Genomic DNA, 21,329 nt, shown 5'->3' with positions numbered 1-21,329 from the left:
AAAATTAAAATGCGTATCTTTGCAGCCACATAAAGTTCTTTGAAATGCTTGGAAGACGACAAATCCGCGAAAAAGTAATAGAAAATCTCTATTCTTACTACCAAAACCCTATTAGACAGGAGAATGTAGAGAAAAATCTCATCAGTGAGATTAACAAAATCTACAACCTGTACATTTACCAACTTAATTTTATCGTAGCGTTAAAACACGTTGCAGAAAATCAAATTGAAATTGGTAAAAATAAATACCTTAAAAAAGAGGGCGACATCAATCCAAATCAAAAATTTGTAAGAAATCAAATTCTTGAAAGTTTGGAAAACAATGAAGAACGTAGAAGCTTCACGGACAAACACAAAGAACTAATCTGGGATTTCAACGATGAAGTCCTTGTAAAAACTTTCCAAAGAATAAAAGCTGGCAAACGTTACCAAGAGTATATGTCAACGGAAGATATCTCTTTTGACGAGGATCAAAAATTCATTGGAAAATTATTCCTAAGATACGTTGCTGAAAACAACGACCTACACGATAGATTCGAAGAAATGGAAATGAGTTGGGCAGACGACTATCACATCTCAAACTCCATGATACAGAAAACAATTGGTTTCCTAAAAGAAGATACTCCTAGCCATACTTTAGTTCGTGCAATTAAGGATGATGAAGACGAAGAATTTGCAAGAAAACTTCTTCGCCAAAGTCTTAACAACTGGGAAGATTCTGAAAAGAAATTGGAAGAAAGATTGGTTAACTGGGAGCTGGACAGAGTTTCATTAATGGATAAAATCATTTTGGTGGCAGCTATCACAGAGATGGATTATTTCCCACAAACGCCTTCTAAAGTTATCATTAACGAATACATTGACATTTCTAAAGTCTACGCAACTGAAAAGTCAAACATCTTTATTAATGGTATTTTGGACAAGTATAGCAAAGACAAAAACAGAGCATAATTCTTAATTAATATATTATTATGAGAAAATCATTTAAGTATTTAACAATCGCTGCAATGGCAATTAGCATCGTAGCTTGTAAAAAAAAGGACGAAACTACAGTTGTAGAAGATAATAGTTCAGCAGTTGTGGAAAACCAAGCAACTCCAGAGGCTGGCGCTGAAGACCACACAGGTCACGATCATGCAAATGAAGAGGCAGCAGATCCAGCGTTGCAAGAAGCACAAAAGAATCCTTTAACGACTGTAGCGCTTAAAGAATCGGACTTCGATTTTGGTGAAATTAAAAAAGGAGACGTTGTTAGCCATGTTTACGAAATTACAAATACAGGGAAAAATCCATTAATTATCTCTTCTGTTAAACCTGGTTGTGGTTGTACAGCTCCAGAGTTTACGAAAGAACCGATCCTTCCTGGAAAAACTGGAAAAATTACGCTTAAGTTTGATTCTACAAGTTTTGATGGTCTAGTAAGCAAAGCTGCAGACATCTATACAAATGTTGAGAAAGCACCAATCAGAATTGGTTTCACAGCAAATATCCAACCTAAATAATCACTGATATGACAATATTTTTGCAAGCTGCAGGAGGAGCTTCGATGACACCAACATTAATTATGATGGGTCTTATGTTTGTAGGATTTTACTTTTTGATGATCCGTCCTCAAATGCGTAAACAAAAGCAAGAAAAAACCTTCCAAGAAGCTTTGAAGCCAGGCGCAAAAGTTGTAACAACTTCGGGTATGCATGGGACAATTTTCAGTATTAATGACGATGGTGTTGTGCTAGAAACTTTGGCTGGAAAACTAAAATTCGAGAAAGCTGCAATCTCTAGAGACTTTACAGCAGCACGTTTCCCAGAAACTCTTGGTATTGCTAAAAAATAAGACGTTCTTATTTCGAGATACAAAAAAAGCCTTTCAAATTTGAAAGGCTTTTTTGTTGTTAATATTAAGCATCAAAAATCGTGCAAAACCCATTGCCTTTTAGAAAAAATTTGTAAATTCGTATCGCAGATGTATTTATTTAGTCCGCACATAAAGCTATGTTGAAACAAAATCTACAACTTAAACTAGGTCAAAAACTTGCTCCTCAACAAATTCAATTGATGAAGTTAATTCAGCTTCATACTTTAGAGTTTGAAGAAGAGTTGGAGCGCGAATTGGAAGAAAATCCGGCTTTAGAAAAAGTTTCGGAGAACGAAGGCGAGGAAGACTACCCAGACTCTGGTGAAAATGATTTTGACGACGAAGGCAACGAAAGCATCGAAACAGATTTTGATGTAGACGAATATCTTTATGATGACGAACCTAGCTACAAAACGGCTTCTAGCAACTATTCTCCAGACGACGAAGAATTTGATAATCAATCTTTATTAACAGAAGGCCAAAGTCTCTACGACTATCTTTTGGAACAAATTAGATTGGTGAAAATAGATGGCGAAGATTTACAAATTGCAGAATACCTTATCGGAAATCTTGACAACGACGGTTATCTTCGTCGAGAAATCAAATCTATTGTTGATGATTTAGCATTCTCACAAGGCATCTATACCACAGCAGAAAATGTGACAGAAATCCTTGAAAACTATGTTCAAAAACTAGATCCTGCTGGTGTTGGCGCACGTGATCTTCGCGAATGTCTTTTACTTCAAATTGAAAAAAAGGTAAGCGCTGATCATGCCGTTGGTTTGGCTGCAAATATTTTGAGAAATCAATTCGACGCACTTAGCAACAAGCATTACAACAAGATTATTCAGAAATATGACATCGAAGAGGAAGATCTGAAAGATGCTTTGGAAGTGATTTCAAAACTATCACCAAGAATCGGCGGTAATTTCGACACCCAAACGATTACCATTAACCAAGAGATTATCCCAGATTTTGTTATACAGATTAAGGATAACCAAGTGATCCCAATGCTGAATAGCAAAAATGCGCCTACACTGCGTGTTTCGGAAGAATATAAAGAAATCCTATCAACCTATTCTCATGATAAAAAATCTGCAGAACATAAACAAGCGGCTTTATTTATCAAACAAAAATTAGATGCAGCAAAATGGTATATCGACGCAATTAACCAACGTCAAAATACACTTTTGCAAACCATAACTGCCATTGTCAAACTTCAAAAAGATTATTTCTTAACAGGCGACGAAAAGAACATCAAACCAATGATTCTAAAAGATGTTGCAGACATTACGGGTTTTGATATTTCGACAATTTCTCGTGTTGTTAAAAGTAAATACGCTGACACGCCTAACGGAATCGTTTATCTTAAAAATCTATTCTCTGATAGTTTGACGAATGACGATGGTGAAGAGGTTTCGACTAAAGAAATTAAGAATCACTTGCAAGAAGTTGTCGACAACGAAGACAAGCGAAAACCTTTGACAGATGATGCTTTGGTTGGCATCTTAAAAGAAAAAGGCTACAACATTGCCCGTCGAACGATTGCCAAATATCGTGAACAACTCAACATTCCGGTTGCTAGACTTAGAAAAGAATTATAAAAATAGAGCGCTTCAATTTTGGAGCGTTTTTTCTTTTTGCAAAAGACCACAAAGCCACCGTGTATGTGTGTGATTTTCGTTAATAATTCAGACCGCTCCTACGGAGCTCGGCAAATTTTTGCTTCAAACATTCTATTATCAGAAAGCTCCGAAGGAGCTTAATAATATTTCTAATATCATTTTATTAAAAAAAGCGAATGCGTTTTGTCAAAAAGTTCCAGAGGAACATTCTATTAATAATAATTAAAAATCAAACAGAAAACCTCATTTCACTTCGGCAACAAAACATGAATTCGCTTCATTAAAGCGTTCCAGAGGAACGCTCTGTTAATAGCAAACAAAAACTATCGTTGCGAGCTCCGTAGGAGCGACCTGTTAATGTTATAGATCGCTCCTACGGAGCTAGGTTGATGTTTGATTCAAACTATCTATTAGCAGAAAACTTCTAAGGAGCTTAACAACATTTCCAATATCATTTTATTAAAAAAATATGTTTTTGTCAACAAGTTCCAGAGGAACGCTCTGTTAATAGCCTACAAAAAACTATGCGAAAAGATCCGAAGGAGCTTAACAACATTCACAGCATTATTTTGTTTCGCAAAATGGCAAATACATATCATCAAGCATTTAGCAAAAAGTTTATAAAAAAATAATGTCAACATTAAAAAAAGCTTTCATTTCTGCATTTTTTTTAGTATTTTTAAACAATTCTAAATAAAACTATGTTAGACTTTTTACAAGGGATGGACTCTTTGCAGCAAGCTTTTTGGTGGACTGCAATTGCAGCGAGTTTAATTTTTCTAGTTCAAACAATTTTAACGCTAGCAGGTAGCGATGCTTCCGACGGAATCAATGCGGATTTTGATGGAAATCTCGACCATGCCGATGCACCTTTTCAATTGTTTTCTTTCCGAAACTTGATTAATTTTTTACTTGGTTTTGGTTGGGCTGGCGTTGCATTTTACGAAACAATCAGCAACAAAACTCTATTAGTCATTGTTGCAGCCTTAGTAGGTTTGGTTTTCATCGTTTTGTATTTTGCGATTATCAAACAAATCTTAAAACTTTCCGAAGACAACACTTTCGATATCAACAAGTTGGTCGGCAAAAGCGGTGAGGTATATCTGACAATTCCGTCCGAAAAATCGGGACAGGGAAAAATTTTAATCTCTCTTAATGGTAGTAACCACGAGTTAACAGCTGTTTCAGAAAATGAAAGCATTCAATCTGGAAAATTGGTAAAAGTGGTTCGTATCGAAGACAAAATTCTTGTTGTTGAAAAAATTTAAATAAAACTATAAAATGATTGATGGAATTAATGGGACTTTTATCCTAATTGTAGTACTCGTTTTTGTACTATTCGTAACCTTTATGGCACTTATCTCGCGGTACAAACGTTGTCCGTCGGATAAAATTTTGGTAATCTATGGAAAAACTGGAGGAAGCTCAGCAAAATGTATTCACGGCGGTGGTGCTTTTGTTTGGCCAGTAATCCAAGATTTTGCTTATTTGGATTTAAAACCAATTTCTATTGAAGCCAATTTGACCAACGCCCTTTCTCGACAAAACATCCGTGTCGATGTGCCTTGTCGTTTTACGATTGCGATTTCTACAGAGCCAGACAGCATGGGAAATGCAGCAGAAAGATTGCTAGGACTTTCTCCAGAGCAAATTCAGGAACTTTCTAAAGATATTCTATTTGGTCAGTTGCGTTTGGTTATTGCAACCATGACGATTGAGGAAATCAACTCAGATAGAGATAAATTCTTAGATAACATTTCTAAAAACGTCGATACCGAATTAAAGAAAATTGGTCTAAAACTAATCAACGTTAACGTTACCGATATCCGCGATGAGTCAGGATACATCGAGGCTCTTGGTAAAGAAGCTGCTGCAAAAGCGATTAACGAAGCGATTATCTCAGTTGCGGAACAAACCAAAATCGGGGAAACTGGTAAAGCTGTTGCTGATAGAGAAAAAGACACGCAGATTGCAGAAACGCAAAGAGATCGTGATGTTAAAATTGCAATCACGCAAAAAGATAGAGAAATTAGCATTGCTTCTGCAGGAAAAGATGAGGCGATTGGTAAAGCGGAAGCTGAAAGAGATGCGCGTATTGCGACTTCGGAAGCTAACTCTTTAGCGATTAAAGGGGAAAATGAAGCGAAAATTACCATTGCAAATTCTGATGCCGAAAGAAGACAACGTGAAGCAGAAGCTTTGAAAATTGCCATTGCTGCAGAAAAAGTACAATCGGCAAGAGCTTTGGAAGAGTCTTATTTAGCAGAACAAAAAGCAGAAACTGCCAGAGCGGAAAGAGAGCGTTCTACACAACAAGCCAACATCGTTGTACCAGCGGAGATTTCGAAACAGAAAGCCATTATCGATGCGGAAGCGGAAGCAGAAAAAATCAGACTTCAAGCGAAAGGGGAAGCTGACGCAATCTATGCGAAAATGGAAGCAGAAGCGAAAGGTCTTTACCAAATCCTTACAAAACAAGCTGAAGGTTATGATCAAGTTGTTAAAGCGGCTGGCGGCGATACGAACAGTGCATTCCAATTGTTGTTGATTGAAAAGCTTCCTGAGTTAGTGAAAACGCAAGTTGAAGCGGTTAAAAATATCAAAATTGATAAAGTTACTGTTTGGGATGGTGGCAACAATCCCGAAGGCACCACATCAACAGCCAACTTCGTTTCTGGTATGATGAAAACGGTTCCACCTTTAAATGATTTATTCAACATGGCTGGACTTAATCTTCCTTCTTATCTAAAGGGTCAAGACGAAAAAACAAAAACTGTTGAATCGAATGTCGTTAAAGTGGTTAAAAAAGAAGAACCACCAAAATCAAATGATTCGTCAGGAGAAAATAAAGCATAACAAAAACGCCTTTCAAAAAATTTTGAAAGGCGCTTTTAATTTTATCGAACTTGGTCAGAAACTTTAGTTCCGAAAAGTTCAATTGATTTCAACATGATGTCGTGTGATGGATCACCAATGTCCATATGTCCAATAAATCTTGTCAAACCAAAAGCTTCTTTAACACGATTAATTTTCTCCGCAACCTCATCAGCATTTCCTATGAATAAAGCACCATCGGCGCTGCGTCCACCATCATACTGCATTTTTGTGTAAGGCGCCCAACCACGACTCGCTCCTATCCTATCCATTTGCGCTTTGTAGTTTTCGAAATAATCCTCTATTACTTGCGGATCTTCACTAACAAAAGTGTGCGAATGTATTGCGATTTGCATTTCACTTTCTGGATGACCAGCTTTCAGATATTCTTGTTTGTAAAAATCAATCAATGGCTTGAACTGCATTGGCATTCCTCCAATAATTGCAACAATTAAAGGCAAGCCCAAAGTCGCTGCTCTCAACACAGATTCTGGTGTTCCGCCAACTGCAACCCAAATTGGCAATTTACCATTATTTGTAGCTCTAGGATAGACGGTTTGATTGTTCATTGGTGCTCTTAGTCGACCTCTCCAACTTACATTTTCACCTGAATTTATTTTTAAAAGTAAACCTAATTTTTCTTCAAAAAGTTCATTATAATCCGATAAATCATAACCATAAAGTGGAAAAGATTCAATGAAGCTTCCACGACCAACAACAATCTCGGCACGACCATCCGAAATTTGGTCAATCGTTGCAAAATCTTCATAAACTTTTACAGGTTCTGAAGAACTCAAAACCGTAACACCACTTGCCAATTTTATATTTTTAGTAATACTAGACGCTGCAGCCAAAAGGATTTCTGGTGAGGAAACCGCATAATCTTCGCGGTGATGTTCGCCCATTGCAAAAACATCAATCCCGACTTCGTCCATTAATTTTACTTGGTCCAAAATTTCACGCATTTTGACACCAGCATTTCTATATTTTCCAGTTGTTGGGTCTATTGCTAAGTCTCCAAACATTCCTATTCCTAATTCCATTTTCAATTATTTTTATCAAAATTACGACGCTTTATTAAGATTAATATTGACTTAGGTTAAGAACGAACAAAGCAGAAATCGACAAAAATTTTATATATTTAAAATCAATAAATTCTCAACATGAAAAAGCTCTTTTGTTCCGCATTCGTTAGCATTTCACTACTTTTTTCAGCGCAGAAAAGCAATCAACCAACTTCCAAAATGGAATGGTTTCAGGATGCTAAGCTTGGCATTTTTATACATTGGGGAATTTATTCGGTTAAAGGCATTTCCGAGTCGTGGGCATTTTTTAACAATTATATCAACCACGACAATTATATGAAACAATTGGATGGCTTCACAGCTTCCAATTATCAACCAGAAACTTGGGCTGAATTAATTAAAAACTCTGGTGCAAAATATTCGGTGATTACGACAAGACATCATGATGGTGTTTCGTTGTGGGATTCCAAAGCAGACAAAGCCATTACAACGCTTAGAGATTCGAAAGCTAAAAAAGATGTTTTGACAGCATTTGTTGCAGCCTTAAAAAAGACAGGTCTCAAAACGGGTTTGTATTACTCACTTCCCGATTGGAGTCACGATTACTACGATGTTGCGACACGAACTAAAAAGCGTTATGACATTATCAAAGAACCTCAGCGTTGGAATAATTTTGTTAAATATTACCAAGCTCAACTTGACGAACTATCACAGCAATATCAACCCGATTTAATTTGGTTTGACGGCGATTGGGAACACACTTCCGAAGATTGGAAAGCACCGCAAACTTTAACCAATCTGAGAAAATTTAACAAAGATATCATCATCAATTCTAGACTCAACCAACATGGCGACTATGCGACACCAGAACAAGGCGTTCCAGTTGTAGCGCCAGAAGATGAATACTGGGAACTGTGTTACACAATGAATGATTCTTGGGGTTACCAGCCTTTTGACACACATTACAAAACACCGAATATGATTGTCAGAACTTTGGCTGACGTCATTAGTATGGGCGGAAATCTTCTGATTGACATTGGTCCAAAAGCTGATGGAACGATTGTTAAAGAACAACAAGATGTTTTAGAAAATCTTGGACGTTGGACAAAAAAGTATCCTGAAGCCGTCTATGGAACACGACGAGGTTTGGATTCTAAAAACTATCTAGGAAAATCTGCTTTTTCAAAAAATGAAAAAAAACTTTACCTCTATCTCGATCGCAACAAAGAGCATCTTAGTCTTCATGGTTTGCAAACAGAAATTTTAGGTCTTAAAATGTTAAATGATAATGCTGCAAAACTAGATTTTAAAAGCGATAAAAAAGGAAATCTCGACATCGACATTACCAATGCAAATTACGACCAAGATGTTAGCGTTATTGAGTTAAGTTTTAAGGAAAAACCAAAATTTGTGGAACCGACTTTGGAAAACAATTTTGATTTTAACCAAGTTATCAATTCTAAAAATACCAAACAAGCCGTTTATCAACTTGCAGAAGAAGTTGGTAAAACTAAAAATTTCGGTCTGTTTCAAAAATTGGGAATTACGGAAGATGGTCAAAATATGGCAATAAAAACGCAAAACGCCGAAATTAAAAATTGGCTTAGCAAGCATTCCGAAGCTTTTTACAATACTGGTGATAGTATTCCGAATGGTCATTATGATGGTTTGACAACGCTAAGTAAGGACCGACAAACCTTGTATCTTTTCGTAGACGGAAAACCAAATGGTCCAATCGCCATCAAAGGTTTGAAAAATCAAATTTCGCGTGTCAGAATTGTTGGTGAAGGATCGGTTATTAATCATCAGGTTTTTAATAAACTTTACTGGAGCAAAATCCCCGGCATCGTATACATCGACATTCCCGAAGATCGACTGGATAACAACCTCACTGTTATTGCAGTCTTGCTTGACAAACCTGTGGAACTTTTCCGAGAAAACATCAATGTCGTCGACAGTAATCTATAAACGAAAAACCTCCTGAGTTGGAGGTTTTTGTATTTTATATTTAACCATAAAAGATGAAAAATACTATCTTTTAAAAGTTTGCAAAAGCATTGATTGCAAAGCGGTTATTTCTTTTCAAGTTTTGAATAAATGCTTTTAATTAAACCATCTGCAACGGAAATTTTCGGAACAAAAATATGGTTAATGTCAGCCCAATTCATCACCGCATTGAAAATCTGAAGCGCTGGCACCAAAACATCCGCTCTATCTTCTCTAAGTTGATAGAAAGACATACGCTCGGGAACGCTCATTTCTTTCATGGTTTTATAATATTTTTTCAGTGTCGCCGCAGACATTGGTTTTCCGTCTTTGGTTTTGCTTAATGAAAAAATCTTGTTAATGTTACCACCCGAACCAATTGCTACGACATTGTTTTTGGAAAGAATATTCTTTTTGATTTCGGACTTCATTTCGAACCACATATCTTCGGTTACCAAACCTTGCAACAAGCGAATAGTTCCTATATTAAAGGACTTTTCATACAACATTTTATCGTTCTCATAAAATGTTAATTCTGTTGATCCACCACCAACATCAATATATAAGTAAGCTGTTTTTTTGTCAAGACTTTCGGCAACATGGTTTTCATAAATCAAAGTTGCTTCTTCGTCACCCGAGATTATTTCGATATTAATATTAGCTTCTTTTTTTGCTAAAGCAATAAGCTCTGCACCATTTTTGGCATCGCGCATCGCACTTGTCGCACAAGCTCTGTAATGTTCAACATGGTAAACTTCCATCAATTGATGAAAAATCTTCATAGAACTAAGAAACATTTTTTGACGTTCTGCTCCAATTTCGCCAAGGTTAAAAACATCCATTCCCAAACGTAACGGAATTCTTAACAAATTAAGTTTTGTAAATTCGGCTTTACCATTAACCTCTTGCACATCGTTAATCAAAAGACGTGCGGCGTTACTTCCAATATCTATTGCTGCAATTTTCATAATATAAAATTACAGATTTTTTAAATAATGATAGATTTCAATCTGTGAACGAATCGGCTTTTTACCATCTGCCTTAACATATTCGTTGCGGATATTCTTGTCCAAAATCCTAGCTTTCACATTATCATTTAGCTGAATCTCTAACATATCTTTAAGCTGCTTTTTAAGATCCTTTTGCAAAATCGGCGTCGCTGCTTCGATACGGAAATCGAGGTTCCGCGCCATCCAGTCTGCCGATGAAAGGTAAAAATTCTCTTGACCTTTATTATAGAAATACATAATTCTTGCATGCTCTAGATATTCGTCAACAATACTAATTGCATGAATTTTCTTTTTGAAAGTCTTTTGATTAACCGCACAATAGATTCCACGAACAATCATCTTGATATCGACACCAGCATTGGCAGCTTCATAAAGTTTGTTTATTAAAATTTTATCACTTAGCGAATTAACTTTGATAATCATTTCGGCTTTGCGTCCTGCTTTAGCTTCATCAATTTCTCTGTCGATATGCCAAATAATTTTATCTCTCATAAACTGTGGACACACCAACAAAGATTTACAAGTTTTGAGAACTGGCATTGGATCAGCTTTTGGCTTTTTAAGAACATTAAAAACTTTATTAATATCCGCCATTATCGAACGGTTTGCTGTCATCAACAAACTATCGCCATAGATTCTTGCCGTTTTCTCGTTAAAATTTCCGGTGCTAATAAAACCGTATTGTATGGTTTTGTTGTTCACTCTTTTCTTGATAACGCACAACTTAGCGTGTACTTTCTTGTTTGGAATTCCCACTAAAACTTTTACACCCTCAAGCTCCAAACGTTCTTTCCAAAATAGGTTGGCTTCCTCATCAAATCTCGCACGAAGCTCTAACATCACAGTCACTTCCTTACCATTTCGTACAGCATTAACCAACGCGTTGATAATTTTGGAATTGCTTGCCAAGCGATAAGCTGTAATCTGGATTGATTTAACATGTGGATCCATCGCAGATTCTCGCAACAAGTCGATAACTGGTACATAAGTATGATATGGGAATGTCAGCAAGACATCATTTTTGATGATAACATCCGTCACTCTTTCTTTTTGGGCAAATGCTGGATGTGTAAATTGCGTTCTCTCAACAGGTTTTTCATAAGCTTTGAAGACATCTGGAAAGTCCATAAAATGCCTAAAATTATGAATCTTTTGCCCCGGAATAATGCTATCTTTTTTGGAAAGATTTAATTTTTTAATCAAAAATTCCAAAAGCGCTTTATCCATCTCTTTATCAAAAACGAAACGTGTCGGTTTTCCTTTTCGACGACTTTTGATACCTTTTTCAATTTTGTCGGCAAGCGTTGTTTTGATATCGTTGTCCAAATCGAATTCGGCGTCTTTTGTTACTTTAAAACAATTGGCTTCGAACTCATCATATCCAAAATACGAGAAAATATGTGGCAAATTATAGATGATAACATCTTCCAAAAGCATCACATTTTTTTCGTTTTTATCTTCCGTTGGCAAAATCACGAATCTGCTGTTGGTTGTCGTTGGCACTTCAATCATCGCAAACTTACTTTCGTAAGTCCAGTCTTTACGACGCATCGCAATACCAATGTACAAACTTTTGTCGCGCATATAAGGCATCGGCACATTGTCATGCAAAAGAATCGGAATAACATTACTTTCCACCTCTTCGTCAAAATACTTAACAACAAAATCTTTTTGTTTTTCTGTTAAGTTTTTCGCATCCTTGATGTAGACATGCTGCTTCGCCATTTCCTTTTGAATGTCACGCCAAGTTTTATCAAAATCTTCCTGCTGTGTAATTACAGTTTTGGTAATCTTTTCCAAAATTTTTGAAGGTGCTTCATAAAAAGACTCTTGGATAATTTTGGTTTTAAAATCCATCGCTCTTTTTAATCCTGCAACTCTTACTCGGAAAAACTCGTCCAAATTATTTGAGAAAATTCCTAAAAATCGAATTCGAAGAGGTAACGGAACTGTGTTGTCTTTTGCTTCTTGTAAGACTCTTTCGTTAAAACCTAACCATGTAATATCCCTAGGATTATATATTTGCGCCATAAATAGAAATGCTAATTCTCAAATTTACGTTTAAAAACCCATTTTAAGAGGATTTTAATATTAAATAAAGATTATAAAACAGCCTTATTAAAAAAACAACAACCAACTAATAATCAAACGACTAAGCAAATTGTCTATATCATGTCTATACCATATACAATGAGTTATCTTAATTTTTTTTAATCTTTGAATCACCAACTCAAAACAAATTAGATATGAAAAAACTCTTCTACCTACTAACAATATTGTGTATTCAGTTGACCTACGCACAATACTTTTTTGAAGACTTCTCAGGTGGCGCAATTCCCTCCACTTGGACAATCAAAAAAACAAACCCAAAACATAATTGGGAAATATCTTTAGAACAATCTGACGGACGTTATGAAGCTGTTTGTAGTGCAGAAGGCGATTCTGGCACTGTAGACGAATGGCTCATTACACCATCATTCAGCCTACAAGGCAGCACTAAACCTTATATGGAAATGTTTACCAATTTTAGCACTTATGATGCTGGACAAAATGCTTTGAGCTTTGAGGTTCTATCATCAATTGACAATGGTACTACTTGGAAAAAATTATGGGACACTTCCGATTTCTACTATTGGTATGACTTTTCTACTATGTTAGTTAATGCAAAACTAGATGCGCTGAAAGGTCAGGCAAATGTCAAGTTGGCTTTCAGATTTCAAGGTTTAGATCCAGAACTAAACTCAACAGTTTGGTTAGGAAAATTAACCGTTAAAGAAGATACGAGAATACAACCACAAAACGTGGAAATATCAGTAGAAGGTGGCGCGTCTACAAGTGTTGTCGTTGGAGGAAGCATCCAACTAAATGCAAAAGTAAATCCTAGCACTGCCAATCAAAAAGTTGTGTGGGAAATCGTTGAGGGAGCAGATAACGTGAGTATCTGGGAAGGTCAAGTATACACTTACATTCCAGGCAAAGCAACAATTAGAGCAAAAAGTGTAGATGACCCTAGCATCTACAGTGATATTGTTATCACAGTCCTGAGAGATAGCGATCCATGTCAGCAAAAATATGATGGTACAGCTTCTTATTTGGCTGGAATAAATGGACAAAGCAATCAACTTGTCGCAAACGATATTAGTATCCAAGCTAACAATAAGTTTACTTTTAAAGGAATAAAAATGTCTGTTAACTATGACATAGACCACGCAGAAGATTATCCGCCATTCATCATTAACATCCACGAAGATAACAATGGAAAACCAGGAACAATCATCAAAACCTTTGACAACCTACAAGTTAAACAACCTTTCAGTGGAGGATTGTACCAAAGCATACAAATTAACTTCCCGACCACATTTGACTTCCCTATTAATGCGTCTGTTAAAAAGTATTGGTTAAGTGTTACAACGGCTTACAACGAATATCCAATCCGTTGGGTTGCTTATGACATCGACGACAACAGTTTACCAGCGCTAGGTTCAACTGACAACGGTGCGACATGGACTCCAAAAATCAATGACAATGGAAAAGGTGTTGAAAACATTTTCCAAATTCTAGGAACTTGTACGCCTGTATTAGCAACCGCAGAAGCTAATAACAAAAAAATGATTTCGGTATATCCAAATCCAACAAAAGGAACGCTATACATCGATTCTAAAGTTAAAATCGCCGAAGCACAATTATTCGACATGCAAGGAAAAAGTCTTAAAACGACATACAACCAAACCAGCATTTCGTTAAATGGACTTCCAAAAGCGGCTTATCTTTTAAAAATAAAAGATGTCAATGGCAATATTACAACTCAAAAAGTTATCAAAGAATAATTTTAAGTTATCAAGTTTGTGAGGCTGTCTCTTTTTAGAGGCAGCCTTTTTTTATTTAATAATGTCTAAATTTGCTAGTAGTAGATTAATATCTTAGCAAAAAAACAAATGCCCAATAACATTTTTAGACTTATTTCTGTAAAAATTATCATTCTATTTTTGATTACAAATTGTAGTTTGATGTTCGGGCAATTGTCGGAAAGTGATAGTTTAAAAAATGTAGTCACCTCGTTATATAAAGATGGTGACATTTTAGAAATCAATAGAATCGTTAACAAAAATGATTTCACGGACATCAATTATCCACTGTCTTTACTTAACAAAAACCTTGAAATTTCTAAAAAACAAAACAACAAAGATTGGCTTGCTGACACCTACCTCAGCCTTGGCATATTTTGGGGACAAAAGGGCAATCTCAAAAAAGCTTATCAATATTTTCTAGACTCAGAACGTGAAGCTAAGCAAGCAAAAAACATTAAAAAACAAGGTCAGGCCATTCTCAACCAAGCCAATGTTGAAACCGACCTCAACAGAAAGATTGTAAAATTCAAACAATCGATTCCTCTTTTGGAAACTCAAAAAGATACACTTAGCCTTATAAAATTATATCTAAATGTCGGCTACGTCTATTTTGAAAAGTTCAAAACCACTAAACCACAAGATTCGCTTTCTTATTTTACTGCACAGTCAAAATTGCAATATGACATTGCAAAGAAACTAAACGCCAATTTCCGAAATACGGAAATGCAAGGTTTAATTCTGAATCGTGAAGCCCAGTGGTACACCGAAGAAAAAAAATACGACCAAGCATTGGATTATTTTGAAAAATCAAAAGCATTGTTCCAATCTGGCAAGCAATTACGTTTAAAAATCTTTTCAGACATTAATATTGCCGAAATTTATTTAGCCAAAAAAGATTATTCAAATTTTGAAAAAACGATTGCCAGCGCCGAAAAAGAAGCCCTTGATTACAATATTGAAGATTATCTTGTAACCATATATGATGACTATAGGGAGTATTACACCGAAATCGGAAATCCCACAAAAGCATTAGAGTACACAAAAAAATATTACGAGATAACAATTTCACAAGCTGAAAAAACGAGCTCGGATAAAATAAAGGTTGTTGAACTCGAAAACGAAATCAAAACTAAAGAGCTTTCTTTATCACAACTGGAAACCAAGCAACGCACTTATTACATCATTTTTGCAATTTCGGCACTGCTGCTTTTAATTGCTTGTTTTAGTATTTATTTACTTCGAAAAAATAACAAGCGCAAACTAATCAGCATCGAAAAAGACAAAAAAATCATTGAAGTCGAACTCGAGAACAAACGTCTGAAAGAACTTATTTTGCAAGAAAAAGATAGCCTTAATCAGCAATATCTTTCATCTTTTGTAAAACAGTCCGAAGGTCTTAACACGTTCTTGGAAGACCTTTCTTTAAGATTAAAGAAAACTGAGAACCTTAGTCAAGCAGACATTAACCAAATCAAGTTGGAGTTTTCAAAACTAACCAATCAAAGTTCTGAAATCAAAAATATTTCAAACATTTCAAAATCAAATCTGCAAGAGCTTATTGTTAAATTAAAACAACAATTCCCAGAAATAACGACGGCGGACACCAATCTTATTTCATTATTGTATGAAGGTTTTAATTCCAAAGAAATTGCAACAGCGCTTAACATCTCTGCAAACAGCGTCAATACTAAGCGTTATCGTCTTCGTAAAAAATTAAAACTTGAGAATGATGACTCTTTTGACGTCTTCTTCAAACAGATTATTGCTCAAAACTGACAATTTGTCATTGTTGATAACTATTTGTGTCAGCATTTTGCAATGGCACAAAGATTGAGAATTCCATAACAACAATTTTAAAAATTAAAAAAATAAAAATATGAGCAAAATAATCGGAATTGACTTAGGGACTACCAACTCTTGCGTAGCAGTAATGGAAGGTAAAGATCCTGTAGTTATCCCTAACGCAGAAGGGAAAAGAACAACCCCATCTATTGTAGCATTTACTGAAGATGGCGAAAGAAAAGTAGGAGATCCTGCAAAAAGACAAGCGGTAACTAACCCTACAAAAACAGTTTACTCAATCAAAAGATTTATCGGGACGCACTTCAAAGATGACGCTTCAGAAATCACAAGAGTACCTTACAAAGTAGTTGCTGGACCTAACGATACTGTAAAAGTAAAAATCGACGATAGAGAATATACACCTCAAGAAATCTCTGCTATGATTCTTCAAAAAATGAAGAAAACAGCTGAAGATTATTTAGGTCAAGAAGTTACAAGAGCGGTAATTACTGTTCCTGCGTACTTTAACGATGCACAAAGACAAGCTACTAAAGAAGCTGGAGAAATCGCAGGTCTTAAAGTAGAAAGAATTATCAACGAACCAACAGCTGCAGCTTTAGCTTACGGTCTTGATAAAGCACATAAAGATCAAAAAATCGCAGTTTATGACCTTGGTGGTGGTACTTTCGATATCTCAATCCTTGATTTAGGTGACGGTGTATTCGAAGTATTGTCAACAAACGGAGACACGCACCTTGGTGGTGACGACTTCGATGATGTTATCATCAACTGGTTGGCTGACGAGTTTAAAGCTGAAGAAGGTGTTGACCTTAAAGCTGACCCAATCGCATTACAAAGATTAAAAGAAGCTGCTGAAAAAGCGAAAATCGAATTATCAGCGTCTTCTCAAACAGAAATCAACTTGCCATATATCACAGCAACGGCTTCTGGACCTAAGCACTTGGTTAAAACTTTAACAAGAGCGAAGTTCGAGCAATTATCTGCTGACTTGGTAAGAAGATCTATGGAACCTTGTAAAAAAGCTTTATCTGACGCAGGTTTATCAGCTAACGATATCGACGAGGTTATCTTGGTAGGTGGTTCTACACGTATCCCAATTATCCAAGAAGAAGTAGAAAAATTCTTTGGTAAAAAACCTTCAAAAGGTGTTAACCCAGACGAAGTTGTAGCGGTAGGTGCTGCTATCCAAGGTGGAGTTTTAACAGGTGATGTTAAAGATGTACTTTTATTAGATGTTACGCCACTTTCTTTAGGTATCGAAACTATGGGTTCTGTGTTCACTAAATTAATTGACGCGAACACAACGATCCCAACCAAAAAATCTGAAGTTTTCTCTACAGCGTCTGACAATCAGCCTGCAGTAAGCATCAGAGTTGGACAAGGTGAGAGACCAATGTTCAGCGATAACAAAGAAATCGGTAAATTCGACCTTACAGATATTCCACCAGCGCCAAGAGGAGTTCCTCAAATCGAAGTAACTTTCGATATCGACGCTAACGGTATCTTGAGCGTTTCTGCGAAAGATAAAGGAACTGGTAAAGAGCAATCTATCAAAATCCAAGCTTCTTCAGGTCTTTCTGATGCAGAAATCGAAAGAATGAAGCGTGAAGCTGAAGAAAATGCTTCTGCTGATGCTAAGAAAAAAGAAGAAGTTGAAGTTTTCAACAAAGCAGATGGATTAATCTTCCAAACTGAAAAACAATTGAAAGAGTTTGGTGACAAGCTTTCAGCTGACAAAAAAGCGGCTATCGAATCTGCAGCAGCAGAATTGAAAACAGCTTTCGAGGCTAAAGATTTTGATGCTACAAAAACTAAAACTGAAGCTTTAGATGCTGCATGGATGGCTGCTTCAGAAGAAATGTACGCTCAAGGTCAACAAGCAGGATCAGATGCTGGACAACAACAAGGAGGTGCTGCTAACGGCGGTGCAGACGATGTTCAGGATGCTGACTTCGAAGAAGTAAAATAAACTCAGCGAGTTAAGCAATATAAAATCCCTTCACGAAAGTGAGGGGATTTTTTTGTATTTTTTAGGAGCTATTTCCCGCTTTTCGCACTCGCTTTTGCAGTCCTTTTCAAATCCATCACATCTGCAAAGAGCTCAAACAATTGCTACAATCGGGGCTAAAATGTGCTTTTTTTGAAACCTTGTCAAGGTTCTGAACCTTGACAAGGTTAAGTTTCCCCAAAGAACTTAGCTTTCTGAATTCCCCCAAACCTGTTAGGTTTCTAAAACCTAACAGGTTTATGTTTTTCACTTCACAGCATGTTGTTCTAAATGACAATCCGCATGTCATTCCGAGGTACGAGGAATCTCTTATAAATATGTGTGAATTTTACAGAAAACTTACCAATTCCGAATGGCTATTGGTAATGAAAGTAACAAGGTAGTGGTTTCCAAAATTCTCAAGGAAGATATACCAAGTTGTATTTGCGTTTGCTTTGTAGAATAAAATTTATTTTTCCAAGGCAATGCTTTAATAAAATCCCTTGTTCTGGCTCTTAATTCTTCCACCGAAATTCCTCTTTCCCATTCCTTTTCGAAATCGAAGGATTTTCTTTTTCGGATTCTGTTGATTTCTTCAATCAATGCTGGATTTTCTAATGATTGAATCCATTTGATTATTTCAATTTTTTCGGCAGATAGATTCATTTTTTGGAAAATTTTTATTAACAAAAATAGCTAATTTCGAAATTTATATCAATTCGAAATTCTTGTAAAAAAGATAATCTTTTTACCATATCTTTTAAAGAAAGTGATTTTTCAAACAAATTACTTTTCTTAACCAATATTAATTTCTTAATTCTAAATCAAAAATTTATATTTGTTACACAATACAAAGATGAAACGGATATCCCTAACTTTCTTTATAGCATTCTTGACTTTAATAACGATTAAAGCTCAAAATCTTACGCCTATTTTTAAATCCGATAAAAAGACGGATGAACTCTGCGATAAAGCGCGGACCGAAATGCTAAAAAACGACAACAATACTGTTGCTTTAAATTTAGCGTCTGAGGCTAAACAATATGCTATTTCAGAAGGGAGTCCTTTGTCAATTGCAAAAGCCAATTCAACTTTTGGGTGGATATTTTTGGATAGCAAAAATTTGCCTGTAGCGGAAGAATTTGTCAATAAAGCGTTTAAGGATATTGAAGGTTTAAAGGAACCTGAAGCCATCGGTATTCTAAATCATCAATATGCGATTGTTGTCGATAAGAAAGGAGAATTAAAGAACGCCTTATCTCACTATTTTAAGGCTTATAAATATTATGTGGATTCGAAAGATTACTTAAAACAAGCTCAGGTGGCAGGCGAGATTAGTCGGATTTACGCGATGAATAAAGATTTTGAAACTTCTGATAAATATTCTAAGATCGAAGAAAATTTACTGAAAACACATCCCAACACAAAACTTCAATTGTCATTTAACAATAAGAAGAACTATGTATTAATGGATCAAAAAAAGTTTCAGGAGGCGTATCAACTAAACATGACATCTGCAGAACTTGCCATGCAAAATAAATTACCCGAAGAAGCTTCTTCCGCGTATTATAATGCTGCTGGCGCACAATTTGAAATGGGTAATGCAAAAGAGGCGATTGATCTTGTTAATACTGCTATAAATACTGCAAAACAAGGAAAAGTTGACTATACTTCTTACCTTGTAGGTTATTCTCAAATTTTAATGAGTTTAGGAAAGAATAAGGAAGCGGAGGAACTCTTGTTGAAAACAATTTCTGATGTCCATAAAAGTGGCGACAAATTCATGGAATTGCAAGCGCGAGACCTACTTACGGAATTTTATAAAAGCCAAGGAAAATCTGAGGATGCTGCAAAACAATTTCTTGTAAATTCTAAAATAAAAGATTCTATTTCCAGCGCAAAGCAGGCGATTTCTTTAAAAGAATTGGAGTATCAATATAAAGATGAAGAGAAACAAAAACTTTTGGAGAGTTACAAATTATCTTCACATCTAAAAAATTGGCTTATTTTATTGGCATTCGTACTTTTTGCAGGTGCTTTATATCTGTTTTTTAATACCAGAAAAAATTTCAAATTAAAACAAAGCCTTTTCGAAAAAAAGGAAAAGTTGTTGCTTTCTGAAAAAGACATTGCATTAAAAGAAAAGGAAATTGCTCAAAAAGAGGAAGAAAAAGCAGTTTTGAACAAAAAACTTGCGGTAGAAGAGCAAAAATCTTTACTATTAGAAAAAGAGAATACAGATCGCGAATTAGCGTCTATCACTTTGTATGTTCAGGAAAAGAATAGAATGTTGGAGGATTTACAACTAAAAATGCAGCAACTTCTTAACGATACTTCGATTGAAAACCGCGACAAACTTTTAGAAATTACAAGAAATCTTAAACAAAGCATTAGTTTTGAAAAAGATTGGGACAAAATAAAATTGCATTTTGAAAAAGTGCATCCCGATTTTTTCATCAAGCTGTCGGAAACATATCCTAACCTTACTCAGAATGAGTTAAAGCATTGCGCTTATATCAAAATGAATATGAGTAATAAAGAGACTGCTAACCTTTTGGGCGTCGATCATACGACTGTGAAAATGTCTCGTTACCGCATTAAGAAGAAAATTAATTTGTCGCAGGAAGACGATCTCGCGCAATTCATTCAAAATATTTAGCGAAAATAAAATATTCAATATCAATCCGTTACGAAAGATGTAGACCATTTGTAACGGATTTTTTTTTGCATGGTAACCATTTTGTAAACCCCGTTTTTTTTTATTTCAATACTGACACTAATAGTTTTGAGTAATAATTATTTATTCAAAATAGTACTAATCTAAAAAGTTTAAAAAAATGGGATTATTCGGAACAATCAAAAACAAATTAGGAATCGGCGGTGTATCAATAGAATTCACAGTGCCGTCACAAGTTGAAAAATCATCAAGATTCGTTGATGGAAAAATCACGCTTACTACAAAAAGCGATCAAGAAATCGTAAAAATTCAGGCTATTTTAGAGGAGGAATTTACTACCGGAGTTGGCGAAAACAAAAAGAAGAAAAAATTTGAATTGGGGAAATGGAGCAGTTTTGAAGCATTTACCATCCGAACTGGTGAGGTAAAAGAAATTCTGTTTCGCATTAATTTCGAAGAGTCAAAATCGGATATGGACAAACTTTCCGAGAAAGGTGGCTTGATGGGAGGTTTAGGAAAAGGTTTAAAATTTATGAATCAAGAAAAATCTGCATTTTTTGTGGTTGTTGATGTCGATGTAAAATCTGCAGTTCTGGATCCATCAGAAAAGAAAGAAATCAAGTTAATCTAAATTTTATTC

The 21,329-nt window shown here is 35.6% G+C and carries 16 protein-coding genes; 12 read left to right on the top strand and 4 right to left on the bottom strand.

Annotation, left to right across the window (positions count from 1 at the left end):
* Positions 1–44: 44 nt before the first annotated feature.
* From nusB to Q1V95_RS09765, 6 genes are all read left to right on the top strand, one after another.
* On the top strand, positions 45–950 hold the full coding sequence (nusB, locus tag Q1V95_RS09790; RefSeq protein WP_300673209.1) for a transcription antitermination factor NusB: 906 nt from the start codon (positions 45–47) through the stop codon (positions 948–950).
* A 20-nt stretch (positions 951–970) separates the two neighbouring features.
* The gene (locus Q1V95_RS09785; RefSeq protein WP_300673207.1) at positions 971–1,501 is read left to right on the top strand and encodes a DUF1573 domain-containing protein; all 531 of its coding nucleotides are present in this window, start codon (positions 971–973) and stop codon (positions 1,499–1,501) included.
* An 8-nt stretch (positions 1,502–1,509) separates the two neighbouring features.
* Positions 1,510–1,833, top strand: coding sequence for a preprotein translocase subunit YajC (yajC, locus tag Q1V95_RS09780; RefSeq protein WP_300673206.1), 324 nt, complete (start codon positions 1,510–1,512; stop codon positions 1,831–1,833).
* A gap of 158 nt (positions 1,834–1,991) precedes the next feature.
* The gene (gene rpoN, locus Q1V95_RS09775) at positions 1,992–3,458 is read left to right on the top strand and encodes an RNA polymerase factor sigma-54 (protein ID WP_300673205.1); all 1,467 of its coding nucleotides are present in this window, start codon (positions 1,992–1,994) and stop codon (positions 3,456–3,458) included.
* A 722-nt stretch (positions 3,459–4,180) separates the two neighbouring features.
* Positions 4,181–4,747: an NfeD family protein gene (locus Q1V95_RS09770; protein WP_300673204.1), complete on the top strand. Its 567-nt coding sequence runs from the start codon at positions 4,181–4,183 to the stop codon at positions 4,745–4,747.
* 13 nt (positions 4,748–4,760) lie between these two features.
* A complete protein-coding gene (locus Q1V95_RS09765; protein WP_300673203.1) occupies positions 4,761–6,335 on the top strand; it encodes a flotillin family protein in 1,575 nt (524 codons plus the stop codon).
* A 41-nt stretch (positions 6,336–6,376) separates the two neighbouring features.
* Here Q1V95_RS09765 and Q1V95_RS09760 read toward each other — a convergent pair whose 3' ends face one another.
* Positions 6,377–7,396 (bottom strand): LLM class flavin-dependent oxidoreductase, encoded by a 1,020-nt coding sequence (locus Q1V95_RS09760; protein ID WP_300673202.1) that lies wholly within the window; start codon positions 7,394–7,396, stop codon positions 6,377–6,379.
* A gap of 120 nt (positions 7,397–7,516) precedes the next feature.
* Between Q1V95_RS09760 and Q1V95_RS09755 the strand changes: the two genes are divergently transcribed.
* Positions 7,517–9,346, top strand: a complete 1,830-nt coding sequence (locus tag Q1V95_RS09755; RefSeq protein WP_300673201.1) for an alpha-L-fucosidase — start codon at positions 7,517–7,519, stop codon at positions 9,344–9,346.
* Positions 9,347–9,450: 104 nt separating this feature from the next.
* On the opposite strand, the gene Q1V95_RS09750 is transcribed toward Q1V95_RS09755, so the two are convergent.
* Both Q1V95_RS09750 and ppk1 read right to left on the bottom strand, forming a co-directional pair.
* On the bottom strand, positions 9,451–10,332 hold the full coding sequence (locus Q1V95_RS09750; protein WP_300673200.1) for an exopolyphosphatase: 882 nt from the start codon (positions 10,330–10,332) through the stop codon (positions 9,451–9,453).
* A gap of 9 nt (positions 10,333–10,341) precedes the next feature.
* Positions 10,342–12,405: a polyphosphate kinase 1 gene (ppk1, locus tag Q1V95_RS09745; protein ID WP_300673199.1), complete on the bottom strand. Its 2,064-nt coding sequence runs from the start codon at positions 12,403–12,405 to the stop codon at positions 10,342–10,344.
* Positions 12,406–12,620: 215 nt separating this feature from the next.
* Here ppk1 and Q1V95_RS09740 point away from each other — a divergent pair, with 215 nt between their 5' ends.
* From Q1V95_RS09740 to dnaK, 3 genes are all read left to right on the top strand, one after another.
* A complete protein-coding gene (locus Q1V95_RS09740; RefSeq protein ID WP_300673198.1) occupies positions 12,621–14,201 on the top strand; it encodes a T9SS type A sorting domain-containing protein in 1,581 nt (526 codons plus the stop codon).
* Between the two features lie 108 nt (positions 14,202–14,309).
* The gene (locus Q1V95_RS09735) at positions 14,310–15,998 is read left to right on the top strand and encodes a LuxR C-terminal-related transcriptional regulator (protein ID WP_300673197.1); all 1,689 of its coding nucleotides are present in this window, start codon (positions 14,310–14,312) and stop codon (positions 15,996–15,998) included.
* Positions 15,999–16,098: 100 nt separating this feature from the next.
* A complete protein-coding gene (gene dnaK, locus Q1V95_RS09730; RefSeq protein WP_300673195.1) occupies positions 16,099–17,994 on the top strand; it encodes a molecular chaperone DnaK in 1,896 nt (631 codons plus the stop codon).
* A 378-nt stretch (positions 17,995–18,372) separates the two neighbouring features.
* On the opposite strand, the gene Q1V95_RS09725 is transcribed toward dnaK, so the two are convergent.
* Positions 18,373–18,678, bottom strand: coding sequence for a hypothetical protein (locus tag Q1V95_RS09725; RefSeq protein WP_300673194.1), 306 nt, complete (start codon positions 18,676–18,678; stop codon positions 18,373–18,375).
* 190 nt (positions 18,679–18,868) lie between these two features.
* Here Q1V95_RS09725 and Q1V95_RS09720 point away from each other — a divergent pair, with 190 nt between their 5' ends.
* Together Q1V95_RS09720 and Q1V95_RS09715 are read left to right on the top strand one after the other, a co-directional pair.
* Positions 18,869–20,671: a hypothetical protein gene (locus Q1V95_RS09720; RefSeq protein ID WP_300673192.1), complete on the top strand. Its 1,803-nt coding sequence runs from the start codon at positions 18,869–18,871 to the stop codon at positions 20,669–20,671.
* A gap of 178 nt (positions 20,672–20,849) precedes the next feature.
* On the top strand, positions 20,850–21,320 hold the full coding sequence (locus Q1V95_RS09715) for a sporulation protein (protein ID WP_300673190.1): 471 nt from the start codon (positions 20,850–20,852) through the stop codon (positions 21,318–21,320).
* Positions 21,321–21,329 lie beyond the last annotated feature (9 nt).

Origin of the sequence: Soonwooa sp. (genome assembly GCF_030151385.1) — a bacterium.
Taxonomy (GTDB): domain Bacteria; phylum Bacteroidota; class Bacteroidia; order Flavobacteriales; family Weeksellaceae; genus Soonwooa.
Note: the sequence above shows the minus strand (reverse complement) of the source record. Positions and strands in the feature narration are given on the sequence as shown.

Bases quoted from the DNA above. Each gene is read 5' to 3' on its own strand.
- nusB (WP_300673209.1), top strand. From the start codon at position 45: ATGCTTGGAAGACGACAAATCCGCGAAAAAGTAATAGAAAATCTCTAT.
- Q1V95_RS09785 (WP_300673207.1), top strand. From the start codon at position 971: ATGAGAAAATCATTTAAGTATTTAACAATCGCTGCAATGGCAATTAGC.
- yajC (WP_300673206.1), top strand. From the start codon at position 1,510: ATGACAATATTTTTGCAAGCTGCAGGAGGAGCTTCGATGACACCAACA.
- rpoN (WP_300673205.1), top strand. From the start codon at position 1,992: ATGTTGAAACAAAATCTACAACTTAAACTAGGTCAAAAACTTGCTCCT.
- Q1V95_RS09770 (WP_300673204.1), top strand. From the start codon at position 4,181: ATGTTAGACTTTTTACAAGGGATGGACTCTTTGCAGCAAGCTTTTTGG.
- Q1V95_RS09765 (WP_300673203.1), top strand. From the start codon at position 4,761: ATGATTGATGGAATTAATGGGACTTTTATCCTAATTGTAGTACTCGTT.
- Q1V95_RS09760 (WP_300673202.1), bottom strand. From the start codon at position 7,396: ATGGAATTAGGAATAGGAATGTTTGGAGACTTAGCAATAGACCCAACA.
- Q1V95_RS09755 (WP_300673201.1), top strand. From the start codon at position 7,517: ATGAAAAAGCTCTTTTGTTCCGCATTCGTTAGCATTTCACTACTTTTT.
- Q1V95_RS09750 (WP_300673200.1), bottom strand. From the start codon at position 10,332: ATGAAAATTGCAGCAATAGATATTGGAAGTAACGCCGCACGTCTTTTG.
- ppk1 (WP_300673199.1), bottom strand. From the start codon at position 12,405: ATGGCGCAAATATATAATCCTAGGGATATTACATGGTTAGGTTTTAAC.
- Q1V95_RS09740 (WP_300673198.1), top strand. From the start codon at position 12,621: ATGAAAAAACTCTTCTACCTACTAACAATATTGTGTATTCAGTTGACC.
- Q1V95_RS09735 (WP_300673197.1), top strand. From the start codon at position 14,310: ATGCCCAATAACATTTTTAGACTTATTTCTGTAAAAATTATCATTCTA.
- dnaK (WP_300673195.1), top strand. From the start codon at position 16,099: ATGAGCAAAATAATCGGAATTGACTTAGGGACTACCAACTCTTGCGTA.
- Q1V95_RS09725 (WP_300673194.1), bottom strand. From the start codon at position 18,678: ATGAATCTATCTGCCGAAAAAATTGAAATAATCAAATGGATTCAATCA.
- Q1V95_RS09720 (WP_300673192.1), top strand. From the start codon at position 18,869: ATGAAACGGATATCCCTAACTTTCTTTATAGCATTCTTGACTTTAATA.
- Q1V95_RS09715 (WP_300673190.1), top strand. From the start codon at position 20,850: ATGGGATTATTCGGAACAATCAAAAACAAATTAGGAATCGGCGGTGTA.